This window comes from Gemmatimonadaceae bacterium (assembly GCA_036003045.1).
Lineage (GTDB): Bacteria > Gemmatimonadota > Gemmatimonadetes > Gemmatimonadales > Gemmatimonadaceae > JAQBQB01.
Genome location: DASYSS010000059.1, coordinates 31968 through 43824 on the forward strand (window position 1 = coordinate 31968; position 11857 = coordinate 43824).

The 11857-nt window shown below is 64.7% G+C and carries 13 protein-coding genes and 1 pseudogene; 7 read left to right on the forward strand and 7 right to left on the reverse strand.

The annotated features are described in order from the left end of the window. The first annotated feature begins 167 nt into the window (after positions 1-167). Positions 168-1088: a ribonuclease Z gene (gene rnz, locus VGQ44_15825; GenBank protein HEV8448298.1), complete on the forward strand. Its 921-nt coding sequence runs from the start codon at positions 168-170 to the stop codon at positions 1086-1088. 233 nt (positions 1089-1321) lie between these two features. Here the strand turns inward: rnz and VGQ44_15830 are convergent, their stop codons facing one another. The 4 genes and pseudogenes from VGQ44_15830 to VGQ44_15845 all read right to left on the reverse strand — a co-directional run bounded on the left by VGQ44_15830 (position 1322) and on the right by VGQ44_15845 (position 2976). After that, a complete protein-coding gene (locus VGQ44_15830) occupies positions 1322-1618 on the reverse strand; it encodes a hypothetical protein (protein HEV8448299.1) in 297 nt (98 codons plus the stop codon). A 52-nt stretch (positions 1619-1670) separates the two neighbouring features. Further along, a complete protein-coding gene (locus VGQ44_15835) occupies positions 1671-2072 on the reverse strand; it encodes a DUF2203 domain-containing protein (GenBank protein HEV8448300.1) in 402 nt (133 codons plus the stop codon). A 16-nt stretch (positions 2073-2088) separates the two neighbouring features. Next, the gene (locus tag VGQ44_15840) at positions 2089-2334 is read right to left on the reverse strand and encodes a hypothetical protein (GenBank protein ID HEV8448301.1); all 246 of its coding nucleotides are present in this window, start codon (positions 2332-2334) and stop codon (positions 2089-2091) included. A gap of 24 nt (positions 2335-2358) precedes the next feature. Beyond that, positions 2359-2976, reverse strand: a pseudogene (locus VGQ44_15845) (acyl-CoA thioesterase). 16 nt (positions 2977-2992) lie between these two features. Between VGQ44_15845 and VGQ44_15850 the strand changes: the two are divergent. Both VGQ44_15850 and VGQ44_15855 read left to right on the forward strand, forming a co-directional pair. Further along, positions 2993-3220: a hypothetical protein gene (locus VGQ44_15850; GenBank protein ID HEV8448302.1), complete on the forward strand. Its 228-nt coding sequence runs from the start codon at positions 2993-2995 to the stop codon at positions 3218-3220. A gap of 790 nt (positions 3221-4010) precedes the next feature. Further along, positions 4011-5099 (forward strand): putative glycoside hydrolase, encoded by a 1089-nt coding sequence (locus VGQ44_15855; GenBank protein HEV8448303.1) that lies wholly within the window; start codon positions 4011-4013, stop codon positions 5097-5099. A 3-nt stretch (positions 5100-5102) separates the two neighbouring features. Here VGQ44_15855 and VGQ44_15860 read toward each other — a convergent pair whose 3' ends face one another. The 3 genes from VGQ44_15860 to VGQ44_15870 are packed head-to-tail and all read right to left on the reverse strand — an operon-like array spanning position 5103 to position 8954. After that, positions 5103-6806 (reverse strand): carboxypeptidase-like regulatory domain-containing protein, encoded by a 1704-nt coding sequence (locus tag VGQ44_15860; GenBank protein ID HEV8448304.1) that lies wholly within the window; start codon positions 6804-6806, stop codon positions 5103-5105. Then, positions 6799-8070 carry a cysteine desulfurase-like protein gene (locus tag VGQ44_15865; protein HEV8448305.1) on the reverse strand — a complete coding sequence of 424 codons (1272 nt, stop codon included), beginning with the start codon at positions 8068-8070 and terminating at the stop codon, positions 6799-6801. Before VGQ44_15865 ends, VGQ44_15860 begins: the two co-directional genes overlap by 8 nt. Next, positions 8067-8954: an NAD(P)-dependent oxidoreductase gene (locus tag VGQ44_15870; GenBank protein ID HEV8448306.1), complete on the reverse strand. Its 888-nt coding sequence runs from the start codon at positions 8952-8954 to the stop codon at positions 8067-8069. The genes VGQ44_15865 and VGQ44_15870 overlap by 4 nt, the downstream gene beginning before the upstream one ends. Before the next feature lie 34 nt (positions 8955-8988). On the opposite strand from VGQ44_15870, the gene VGQ44_15875 reads away from it, so the two are divergent. From VGQ44_15875 to VGQ44_15890, 4 genes are all read left to right on the forward strand, one after another. Beyond that, positions 8989-9219, forward strand: a complete 231-nt coding sequence (locus tag VGQ44_15875; GenBank protein HEV8448307.1) for a heavy-metal-associated domain-containing protein — start codon at positions 8989-8991, stop codon at positions 9217-9219. Positions 9220-9463: 244 nt separating this feature from the next. Further along, positions 9464-10960 (forward strand): magnesium transporter, encoded by a 1497-nt coding sequence (mgtE, locus tag VGQ44_15880; protein ID HEV8448308.1) that lies wholly within the window; start codon positions 9464-9466, stop codon positions 10958-10960. Positions 10961-11096: 136 nt separating this feature from the next. After that, positions 11097-11516, forward strand: a complete 420-nt coding sequence (locus tag VGQ44_15885) for a DUF4383 domain-containing protein (protein HEV8448309.1) — start codon at positions 11097-11099, stop codon at positions 11514-11516. Between the two features lie 128 nt (positions 11517-11644). After that, a complete protein-coding gene (locus VGQ44_15890) occupies positions 11645-11857 on the forward strand; it encodes a cation transporter (protein HEV8448310.1) in 213 nt (70 codons plus the stop codon).

Consider the following 11857-nt stretch of genomic DNA (forward strand, 5'->3'; position numbering starts at 1 on the left):
ACTCCTCCTGAATGAGTGGCTTTGGTCACAACGCCCTTCACTTTCCGGCCACCGTCGACCGATTCAGTGCAAATGGCTTGCCGTTAGCGGCCCCGACCTGAGGGAATTCGCGTAGGAGGCCTACGCCCAGCAAGAACGGTTCCACCTCACGGCTATATTCACCGACCATGTCGCTGACCGTACACCTTCTCGGAACATCTGCGTCGCGTCCGACCATTGAGCGCAACGTCGCTTCGGTCGCGGTTCACCGCGAAGGTGAAACGCTGATGTTCGACTGCGGAGAAGGCACGCAGCGCCAGATGATGCGTTACGGGATTTCGTTCTCTCTCCAAGACATCTTCTTCACTCACATGCACGCCGATCACTTGCTCGGTGTGATCGGTTTGATCCGAACCATGGCCCTTCAGGGCCGAACCGATGTCCTCCGCCTCTGGGGACCCAAAGGGACCGCCAAAGTCCTGAAACGCGTGGAGGGCCTCGGCTTCGAGCGCGCCACTTTTCCTGTCGAGATCCTCGAGGTTCACGATGGTCAATCGATCGACCGCACGGGCTACGCCGTCCGCGCGTTCGCCGTCGACCATCGTGGCGCCATGTCCATCGGCTTCGCGATCGTCGAAGAAGAACGCAAAGGTCGATTCAATCCGGACAAAGCACGCGAGTTAAAAATCCCCGAAGGACCACAGTGGGGAAGATTGCATCGAGGCTTATCCGTAACATTGGACGATGGTCGTACGATCGAATCGTCGGAGCTCGTGGGCGCAAAAAGATCCGGACGCACAGTGGTCATTACCGGAGACACGCGTCCCTGTTCCGCGACCATCGACGCCGCGCGCGGCGCGGATCTCCTGATTCACGAAGCGACGTTCGGTGACGAAGAGGCCGAGCGGGCGATCGAGACCGGACACTCGACCGCGCGAGAAGCCGGTCGGGTCGCGTGCGAAGCCGGCGTACGACGACTCGTCCTCACCCACTTTTCAGCGCGATACTCGCGCGACGCGTCGGACCTGGAGGAGCAGGCGAGATCCGTGTTTCCCAGTACGACGATCGGGAAGGACGGGATGGAGATCGAGGTTCCCTTTCAGGACTGAGCTGCGAGCTCACAGCGATGGCTCAGGCCACGCTTGGCCTGACGCGCGTCTCGGAAGCGGAGGCGAGCCAAGCCTCGAGTAACAGCTGTCAGCGAGAGCTTTGAGCTAGCGACGGACAGCGCGCGTCGTTTCCGGCTCAAGGCTCCTGCTGCCAGCTGACGCTCGCAGCTTGGCTCGCGCCGAGCCTCGAGATAACAGCGTAGTGGCAGGTGCCGACCGACGGTTCTGCGCCGTTACCCGAGGAGTGTGCTCTGACCTCGAATCGCATTCGGCCGGGAGATCTTCATCGACCGCCGGTACAGCCGGCCGAGATCTTCGTCCGTCAACGACTCGAGCACCTTCTTTTTCGGCAGCCGCGACGTCACGCTCCGCGCTTCGGGACCCGCGCTGATGTACCACGCGTAGCGGTCCGTCCGCGCGCTCGTTCCGCCGGGATGATAGAACAGCACCATCGCGTTGCTGGAGCCCGGGAGATCCACGTCGACGACCCAGAGAATGCCGTCGGGAGAACGCCACGTTCTTGGACGCATTTCGATATTCGTGTTTTTTGATTCGGCCCGGCGGTCAGCGCGGGCCCGCGGTTCAAACGGCGACGGCGGGTGCGAGCGGTTGACGTCCGGCGTACCCGGCGTCGAGCTCGTGCCAGAATTGAACCTGGGGCTCGCCGAGGTGCCAGCACAAGAGCACCACGCGGCCGTCGTATTCGCTCGGATAGTCCACGAGGCCGAGACGCGGATCCTTGAGCTGGATGCCGAGCTCCTCGAGCTCACGCTGATATCCATCGAGCTCGCGCGCGTACGCCTGCGCCTGACGCTCCAGCTGCTCGGCGCGATTGCGCGAATCCTCGGCGCGGTTCGTCGACGCGACGAGATCCAGCTCGAGGATCGTCTCGCGCCATTTGCGGTGCTGCCGCACGACGTCTTCGACGATCTTGCGAACCAGCGGGAGGGTTCTATTGGCCTGGTCGACCGTGAACAATTGCATGTCTCTCGTTCGCGCTCTAGCCGTTGCGTACTACGTGTTCGTTGGTGCGTGCTTCTTCTTCCCGTTCCTCTAACCGCCGCCGCCTGCGTTCCTTGGCGGCCGCCCAGCGGCGTTTCTCGTCCGGCGTTTCCGGGACGAGCCCCGGCACTTCGATGGGACGACCGTTCCGGTCCACGGCAACGAACGTGAGGTAGCACGAGTTAGTGTGCCGCCGCCGGCCGGTCAGCAGGTCCTCGGCCTCAACCCGGACGCCGACTTCCATCGAGGTGCGTCCGACCCAGTTGACGCTGGCTTTCATGACCAGAAGGTCGCCGAGGTGAATTGGCTCGCGGAAGTCGACGCGGTCGATCGAGGCCGTGACCACCGCCGCTCGGCTGTGCCTGAACGCCGCGATCGCCGCCGTCTTGTCCATCATCGAAAGAATCACGCCGCCGAACACGTGGCCCATGTTGTTGGCGTGCTGGGGCAGCATGAGCTCGGAAGACTCGTGGCGGCTTTCTCTGACTGCCTTGGGGGGGGGCTGTATCATGGCGAGCGAACTGGAGGCTCCAGTGGCCGAGTGTGGCGACGTGCGGCGGCTCGCCGTACATCGACGCGGCGTTAAAGGCACGCACGAGCGCCTGACGGTCGCCCGGGCTGATCGGAGGACGATCGAGCCAGTCCACGCGATGCACCGGCGCTCCGACCGACGCCAACGGCCACTCCCGCCGGGCGCTGTCGGAGATCGACAAATGTGCGACGTCGCCGGTCGTATCATACCGCGCGATAACACGATAGCGAGGAGCGTCCCAGTGCTCGCTTCCCGTAGAATCCGTGTGCGCCCGGGCCGACGCCGAGTCCGGGGACCAGGCGACTGAATCGACGGGCAGCGGATCGAGCTCGAGGCCGTTTCCCTCCGGACCATCGCCGCGCCCCGGAACGTGAAAGGCAATGGCCGCGCGCCCGCCGAGCGTCGTGATCGAGAAACTGCGGTCGTCGAACTTCTGCTGGGCGAGGGCTGCCGCGGCGCGACGCTCGTCCGGACCCAGCGCGAATGCGACCCGCGTCACCGAGTCGCGCATGATCTCGAACTGGCGGCGGCCGGCCGCGATCACGCGATCGCCGGTCGCGGTACCGAACAAATCACGCACACTGCTCGGTTTCCCTGAGCGAAGGTCGACCACGCCCCGCCGCGTCGCGCGCCACGAGCTTCCGCCGCGCGTGCTGACGTCAAGACGATATTCATATGATAGAAATGGTCCGAAGACATCGAGGATGTCGAGTTCGGCCGATGCTTGCTGGCTCGGATCAGTCTCGCCGTCTTCGTCCGGCGCCAGCGGCTTTTCATCGGGATGCGCGCGGGCGTATGCGGCGGCCATGCGAGGCACGGCGGTATCCGCGAACACGAGCGCGCTGTCGCCGGTGAGCAAGTCGCGCCGAAAGAGAAACTGTCCGACGAGGAGCGCGTCGTCGTACGACCGGTCGTCATCGGCGCTGTAAACCTCGTACCATCGTCCGCCGTAGCGCGCGAGCACGAGCGGCTCGCCGCGGACCTCCGAACGCCCTTCCATCGTCGAGATCCAGTACGTCGAGTCGCTGCCGACGACGAGGAATTCGGCGCGCGGCGGTGGATCTCTTCGGGCAACCGGGCTTCCCGAACGTCCACACGCGACAATCGAAAGGAGCACCGCGGCCAAAGCGTGGCGGGCTGCTCGTCTGGAGGCTCTAAACATCCTGAGAAGGGAATATACTGGCAGTGCGGACCGTCCCCGCGACATGCGCTACTCTCGCCGGTCAGAGCAATTGGAACGCGGATGAACGCGGATCTTAGCGACAATACCGCGGATCAAAGAACAAAACTTTGCACCGCCGATCGCGGCCAGCCGATCGTGACGTGATACCGATGCTCTGCGAGACGCGACTAGTTTCCGGTATCTCCAACGACAATCTGAGCCCCGAATGATTTCCGCGCGTCTGGCCGCCGGCCTTCTCGCACTGACGTCTCTCAGCGGTTTCCCCGCACGCGCGCAACAGCCGGCGGAGCGGGGGCCGGCCGTCGTACGCGCGTTGTACGTGAACCGGTGGGCCGCGCAGAGCCGGAGGAAGATGGCCAAGCTGGTCGCCGTCGCCGACACGACGGAGATCAACGCGCTCGTCATCGACATGAAGGACGAGTTCGGGCTCAACTACGCGACGAAGAATCCGGAGTTCGCGAAGAACGCCGGCAATTCCGGAAAGGCCAACGTCGTCGCGCTCCTCGACACGCTCAAGGCGCACAAAATCTTCCCGATCGCGCGCATTGTCGTGTTCAAGGATTCGGTGACGGCCCGCGTGCATCCCGAGTGGACGATCCGAAAGACCGACGGCTCGGTGTGGCGCGACAAGAAGGGACTCGCCTGGGTGAACCCCTATCATCACGAGCTCTGGGACTACAACATCGGCGTCGCCGAAGAGTTGGTGAAGCTCGGTTTCGGCGAGATCCAGTTCGACTACATCCGGTTTCCCGAACCGTATCCGAGTCTTCCGAAGCAGGTCTTCCCCGACTCGAAGGACGTGACCAAGCCGAACGCGCTCGCCGAGTATCTCAAGGAAGCGAAGACACGCCTCAACAAGCTTGGTGTGCGCTCGACCGCGGACATCTTCGGTCTCGTCACGACGGTGAACGGCGCGCTCGAGGTCGGACAGGAGTGGGAGAAGCTCTCGCCAAACGCGGACGTGCTGCTGCCGATGGTCTATCCGTCGCACTATCCGCACGGTTCGTTCGACATCAAGTCGCCGAACGCCGAGCCATACAAGGTCATCACGATCGCCATCGGAAAGGCGCGCGAACGCGATCAGAAACTAGGTATCAAGGAACCCGAGCACGTCCGCCCGTGGCTGCAGGCGTTCACACTCGGCAAACCGGCATACGGCGCCGAACAGCTGCGCGACGAGAAGAAAGCGGTGTACGACTCGGGCTACGACGGCTGGGTGATGTGGAACCCCGGGTCGGCGTACGACGTGTACCTACCGGCGCTCGAGAAAACGCTCACGACGCGCAAGAAGTAGCGATCAGGGCGAGCCGGTATGTAGGCGAAGCGTCAGCACCATCACGTTCTCGGACCAACGGCTGATCGCGGCGTCGCCGTGTTCCTCGCCCAGCGACACGTGAAACGCCATCGGCTGTTGGAGCGAGGCGCCGCACACGATGAAGGCGCCCGTGAAGTCGATCTCGCCTTGGCGATGCACCGCCCGCGTCAGCGTGTCGCCGAGGACGACCGTCTGGAGGGTCTCCATGTCCACGTGCGCGCGCCTCGCAACGACGCCGGCCGTGTCGAGGACGCGAAGAATCGCGACTCCCTGCCCCTCGACGTAATTGTTGTTCGGACACTGCACCTTCAGCGCATCGCCGCGCGGATACATCTTGAGCACGTCGACACTGATGTCGGCGGCCGGGCTTCGTTCGTCAGACACCACCAAGGTATGCGGCACCGTTTGATTGATGCCGCCCGACGCGAGCGTGCTGTCGGCCGCGACGACGCTGAACAATCCGCCGATCACCGGACGCGGCAAACGAAATAGTCCGGCGCTGTCCGTGACGACGGTGTCCGACATTCCATTGAGCCAGACGCGCATTCCCGGCATGGGCCGGCCGTGCAGATCCACGACGACCCCGGTGATCGACGCGAGCCGCGGACGCCAGATTGCTCCATCGGGCCACATGACTTGCCGCGCTTCCGCGCCCAGGACTTGATAGCCGAGTACGCGATAGCGGTGCCGGTCCCGCCTCGGCGGCAAGCTTCGCCGAATGCCGCTCGACATCTCGGTTTCGTCGGTCGCGATGATTGGAGAATGGATCGTCCACCGGACGATCATCGGCACGCCATTCGGCATGGATTGAAACGAGATGCTGCCGCCGCTGCCGCCCTTCACCGGTTCGAGATTCGTGTACTCGAAATCGACGGTCCGAAGGTCGAGCGTTTTTTGGTCGAGCCACACCGTGCCACGGATCTCGACGAGGCTGTCGCGCTCCGGTGTCACCGGCTCGAACCCGATGCCGATTTCGGCGGGGTGCGCCTGATCGGCCGCCGACACGCGTAGACAGTGCGCTCCGGCGAACGCCTGGTCGAGCAACACGGCTTCGTCGGGCGCGTAATAGTCGCGGTCTCCCCCGGCGCGTTCGCGCATGTAGCCTTCGGTCGCGAACACCGTCGCCGATCGGGCGGCGACGAACGGCTGATCGCCGACCAGCGTCTTGGACCAGATGCTGTCGTCCACGACGCGCCTGACCATCGGGTCGCGCTCGACCCTGAAGTACCGCAGCTGAAGGTTCGGGGGGTGGGCGTCGCGGGCCACGACCGCGGCGAGAAAGCCGCTGCGCGCCTGCTCCCAGAGCTGAAGCGCCTGGCTGTTGGCGTCGTCGCCGGGACACACTCGCCGCCCGGAGGTGGTGACGGCGGCGAGTTGCGATGCGATCGCGCGCATTTCCAGCTCGAGCTGCTCGTTTCCGGCCGGAACGGTCGCGTCGATCGGTCGATAGCCGATTCGCACGATGCGGATCTGCTTCGAGCCTGGGAATCGCGGAATGTCGAAGCGACCGTCGCCGCCGGCGATGCCGCGGGCGAGAAAGCGCCCTGACGAATCGGAGACCGTGACGACCGCTCCGGTGATCGGCTCGTGCGTCGAGCTGTCGGTGAGCGTCCCTCGCACTCGCTGGGCGAGGGCGGGAGTCGCGGCAACGGCCGAGAGGACGGCACCGACAAGGAGGCTACGCACGACCGGCGGCGATCTGGTGGACGCCTTCGATCAAACGATCGATCTCCTCTTCGGTGGTGTAGCAGCTGCAGCCCGCGCGCACGAAGCCGCCGCCGTTTCCACCGACACCGTACCGGTCGGCGATCGTCGCGGCGTAGAAGTCGCCGTTCGACACGAACACGCCTCGCTGCGCGAGCTTGGTCGCGACGTGGTCGGTTGAACGCCCGCGCAGCGTGAACGACAGCGTCGGCGTGCGACCGCGGCCCGGCTCCGGCCCGTACAGCCTGACACCGTCGATGTCCGTGAGCGAATACCAGAGTTTCTCGAACAGCACGGAGTTGCGCGCTTCGAGCCCGCGCAGCGCCTGCACCACCCCGTCCCGACGAGACGCCGAGCGCACCGCGAGCGACGCGATGAAATCCACCGCCGCCCCCGCGCCGACGATGGCCTCGTGGTTCTGCGTGCCCGTCTCGAGTCGCTCGGGCGACTCCTGCGGCGCCGGATCGAGCCGCGGCGCGTCGAGCGCCTCGATCGCCGCGCGCTTGCCCCACAGCACGCCGATGTGCGGACCATAGAATTTGTACGCCGACATCCCGACGAAATCACAGTCGAAAAGCTTCACGTCGACCGCTTTGTGCGGCGCGTAGTGAACGGCGTCGACGAATATCCGCACGTTCGGCGCCGCGGCGCGCGCCATTTTCGAGGCCTGATTGAGGCCGTTCAACGTGCCCAACGCGTTCGAGGCGGCGAAGATGGCCACCACTTTCGTCCGCGGATTGAGCAAGCTTTGGTAGTGATTCCAGTCGAGCGTGCCGTCCTCGAGGCGCATCTGCGCCATGCGTACGGTGACGCCGCGCTCCTTCTCGAGCGCTCGCCATGGGGCGACGTTGCCGTGGTGATCCAACTCGGTGAGAACGATCTCGTCACCCTTGCCGAGCTCCCGACCGATCGCACGCGCAAGGTGGAAGGTGAGCGTGGTCATGTTCTGACCGAACACGATCTCGTCGGGGCGGCCGAAGACGAAATCCGCGAGCGCCGCCCGCGCGCGCGCGATCAGATCGTCGGTCTCCTGGCTCGACGGGTAGAGCCAGTGCGTATTGGCGTTGTGGTGGAAGAGATAGTCATCCATCGCCGCCACGACGGAGCGCGGGACCTGGGTGCCGCCCGGGCCGTCGAAATACGCAACCGGGTATCCGGCGTGCGTGCGCTCCAACGCCGGAAAGTGCGAACGAATCTCGTCGACGCCGACAGTCCAATTCGGGTCCAGCCCGGCAACGATCGTCATGCGATCTCCACCCCGGCCCACTGCTCGACCATTTTCACGGCCTCCACGTGGTCGGCGACTTCCCCGAATTCGCCGCGCGCGATCCGAAACAGATCGGCTGTCAATTGAAGAATAGGCGCCGGCACGCGCGTCTCGCGTGCGACCTCGGCGGCGATGCCGACGTCCTTCTCGAGGAGCGCCAGCCGGAACGTGCGGGGAAACTTGCGTGTGATCACGCGCTCGGGAATCAGGTTCATCGACGCGTTGGACCGGCCGCTCGAAGCGTTGATCACGTCCAGCGCGACCTTCGGGTCGACGCCCATCTTCACCAGCGCGGCGAGTCCCTCGGCGGCAGCCAGAATGTGCGTGGCGAGAAAGGCATTGTTGACGGCCTTGACGGCGTCGCCGGCCCCGACCTCGCCGCAGTGCACGATTTTCTGGCCGAACGTTTCCAGCACGGGTCGGGCCCGCTCGAGGACCGCGGCGTCGCCGCCGACCATGATCGTGAGCGTCCCCTTCTCCGCTCCGGTCGTGCCGCCGCTCACGGGCGCGTCGATGTAGCCGACATTCCTTTCCGCGAGGCGATCGCGAATCCCGCGCGACGTGGCGGGGTCGCCGGACGTACAATCGATCAGCGTGGCTCCGTCCCCGAGGCCGGCCATCAGGCCGTCGGGGCCATCGAGCAAGCTGGCGACGTCTCGCGAGGTCGGCATGCAGGTGACAACGACGTCCGCGTCACGCGCCGCGTCCGAGGGAGTGGCTGCGTGCCGAGCGCCGAACTCCTTCGCGAAATCGGCGGCGCGCGACGCCGTGCGATTCCATACGGTCAACGGGAGTCCCGAGGCGGCGATCCTCGCGGCCATCGGCCGCCCGATGGCGCCGAGTCCCAAAAAGGCGATTTGCATGCGCCAGAACTTATCATCGGCCTATCTTTCCCGCATGATCACGACCGTGACCGTCGATGGGATGACGTGCCAGCACTGCGTGCGGGCCGTGTTCACCGCCCTGGCCGCGGTTCCCGGAATCGATAGGGCCGAAGTTTCCATCGGGTCCGCCGTCGTCGAGCACGACGGCACCGTCACAGTCGAGCAGCTGCGCGATGCGATCGCGGTCGCGGGATATGTGGTGAGAGACGGGAGAACGAACCGCCGAGTCCTGCCGCTCGTTTGAGAGCGGGCGTGCACTAAGGGGATCACTGTGCGGGTGGCACTCTAGTTGTCAGCGTCAGCGACAGCGCCAGGTGAGTGCGCAGTCCCCTGTCGCTATCGACTGTCGCTGACGCCAACACGATTTCGTTATGCGCGAAGATCTCATTTAGTGCGCGTCAACAAAGCCCAGAGGGTTGTAAAGGCCCGGGGGCTTTGCCTATGTTGCCTCCGCCGAACTCGGTGAGGACCCAAAGCGGAGAGTGGCCATGACGCCACCGCAGAGAAACCCAGAGGACCGGCCGGTCGCGGCGCTCCTCGCGCCCGACATCGTCGCGCTCCTCGTCGAATCGCCGGCGGACATCGCGGCGGAGACGGAGGAGATCCACCCCGCGGATCTCGCCGACGTCGCGGACGCGCTCGACCGCGACCAGTTGCAGAAATTCCTCGCCGCGCTTGGGGCGTCGCGCGCCGCGGACGTGCTCGAGTACATGGACGAGGAGGTGAGGACAGAGTTCCTCGAGGGCATCACTCCGCGCCAGGCCGCCGAGCTCGTCACGCAGATGACGCCGGACGACCGCGCCGACGCGCTCGAGGAGATCGACGAAGAGCACGTCGAGGAAATCCTCTCCGAGATTCCGAAGGAAGCGCGTCAGGAGACGGAACGGCTCCTCTCGTACGAGCCGGACACCGCCGGCGGCCTGATGACGACCGAGTTTGTCTCGGTGTCCGCCGATGCGACGGTCGAGAAGACGCTCGAGCTGGTGCGCGCGGTCGCCCGCTCGGGCCGGAAAGAGGCGATGTACGCGATCTACACGACCGACGAAAACGGACGGGTCGTCGGCGTGATCTCGCTGCGCGAGCTATTGGCCGCGCCGACGGGCGCCAAGATCGGCGACATGGCCTGGAGCGAAGTCCAGAGCGTCCGCTCGAGCGCCGACCGAGAAGAAGTCGCGACGGTGATCGCGGACTACGATCTCGTCGCCGTGCCGGTCGTCAGCGAATCCGGGCACATGCTCGGCGTGATCACGGTCGACGACGTCATCGACGCGATCCAGGAAGAGCAGACGGAGGACGTCCAGAAGTTCGGCGGTATGGAGGCTCTCGACGAGCCGTACATGCAGATCGGACTCGTGGCGATGATCAAGAAGCGGGCGGGATGGCTGAGCGTCCTGCTCATCAGCGAGATGCTGACCACGACCGCGATGCAGCACTTCGACATCGAGCTCCAAAAAGTCGCGGTGCTCGCGCTCTTCGTCCCGCTGGTCATGAGCTCGGGGGGCAACTCCGGCTCGCAAGCGACGTCGCTCGTGACACGCGCCATGGCCCTGCAAGAGATCGAGCTCAAGGACTGGTGGCGCGTCGCGGCTCGCGAGCTGCCGTCGGGGCTGAGCTTGGGCGCGATCCTCGGCGTGATCGGGGTAATTCGAATCTCGGTCTGGCAGCAAATGAAGGTGCACTATCCATCGTTCCCGGTCGGCTACGACTACAACCTCTGCAGAATCCCCGCCACGTCAGGTGCGTGCCCCGCGGCGCAGATCATCCCTCATTCGTGGATGCTCGTCGCGTTGACCGTCGGACTCTCGCTCGTCGGCATCGTGACGTTCGGCTCCCTCGCGGGCTCGATGCTTCCGTTCGTTCTGAGACGGTTGGGCTTCGACCCGGCCAGTGCCTCAGCGCCCTTCGTCGCGACCCTCGTGGACGTCACGGGACTCAGTATCTACTTCCTGGTCGCCTTGATCGTCCTTCATGGAACGCTGTTGTAGGAGAACTGGCGGAGAACTGGCGGACAGTCAATTTTTTTCCATCTGGACACACTCACCGTACTACCATATGGTGTTTGTGGCGCCCCATCACCGAAATCGGGTGCCCGTCGGCTCTCCCGGATAGATCTCGATTCAGATGGTCACCCACGCCCTCATGGAGGTCCAGATGGTCAAGCGTGTCGCGATGATCTTCGGCGTCGTCTTCATTCTCGTCGGGCTGCTCGGATTCGCGTATCCCGGTGGAATGTCGATGGGCGTGACGAGCCCCGGATTGATTCTCGGTATTTTCCCGGTGAACCTGCTCCACAACGTGGTTCACATCCTGTTCGGCATCTGGGGCCTCATGGCGGCGCGCGCGTACGCCTCGGCGCAGACCTTCTGCAAGCTGGGCGGATTCATCTATCTCTGTCTGGCGCTCCTCGGGCTCGTCGTTCCGACGACGTTCGGCCTGATCCCGATCGGCGGCAACGACGTTTTCCTGCACACCGTGCTCGGCGTGCTGCTCGTGTGGGTCGGCTATGTCTCGAAGGACGAGACCGCGGCCGCGACGGCGTGAACGCTGGGTGGACGGGTGGACGGGTGGACGGCAACTGCCTTGTCCACCTGTTTCATTTTACGAAGAGAGAAAGCCGCGCTGCTATTGTGTTTCCGGTCCACCCGTCCACCCGTCCACCTGTCCACCCGATGATGGAACACCTCCACCTGACCATCGAAGGCATGTCGTGCGCGCACTGCCTGCACGCCGTGCGCGGACGACTCGAGAAGACGCCGGGCGTGCAAGTGAAATCGGTGCAAATCGGCTCGGCGGTGCTCGACTACGACCCGAGCAAGACCAGCGTCGACGACATCGAAGAGGCGATCGCGGACGAGGGCTACACCGCGTACGTCGCCGGGTGA

Excerpts from the sequence above, each read along its gene's own strand:
- VGQ44_15870 (HEV8448306.1), bottom strand. The coding sequence starts at position 8,954 with ATGCAAATCGCCTTTTTGGGACTCGGCGCCATCGGGCGGCCGATGGCC.
- VGQ44_15865 (HEV8448305.1), bottom strand. The coding sequence starts at position 8,070 with ATGACGATCGTTGCCGGGCTGGACCCGAATTGGACTGTCGGCGTCGAC.
- mgtE (HEV8448308.1), top strand. The coding sequence starts at position 9,464 with ATGACGCCACCGCAGAGAAACCCAGAGGACCGGCCGGTCGCGGCGCTC.
- VGQ44_15855 (HEV8448303.1), top strand. The coding sequence starts at position 4,011 with ATGATTTCCGCGCGTCTGGCCGCCGGCCTTCTCGCACTGACGTCTCTC.
- VGQ44_15840 (HEV8448301.1), bottom strand. The coding sequence starts at position 2,334 with ATGGAAGTCGGCGTCCGGGTTGAGGCCGAGGACCTGCTGACCGGCCGG.
- VGQ44_15835 (HEV8448300.1), bottom strand. The coding sequence starts at position 2,072 with ATGCAATTGTTCACGGTCGACCAGGCCAATAGAACCCTCCCGCTGGTT.
- VGQ44_15890 (HEV8448310.1), top strand. The coding sequence starts at position 11,645 with ATGATGGAACACCTCCACCTGACCATCGAAGGCATGTCGTGCGCGCAC.
- VGQ44_15885 (HEV8448309.1), top strand. The coding sequence starts at position 11,097 with ATGGTCACCCACGCCCTCATGGAGGTCCAGATGGTCAAGCGTGTCGCG.
- VGQ44_15830 (HEV8448299.1), bottom strand. The coding sequence starts at position 1,618 with ATGCGTCCAAGAACGTGGCGTTCTCCCGACGGCATTCTCTGGGTCGTC.
- VGQ44_15875 (HEV8448307.1), top strand. The coding sequence starts at position 8,989 with ATGATCACGACCGTGACCGTCGATGGGATGACGTGCCAGCACTGCGTG.
- rnz (HEV8448298.1), top strand. The coding sequence starts at position 168 with ATGTCGCTGACCGTACACCTTCTCGGAACATCTGCGTCGCGTCCGACC.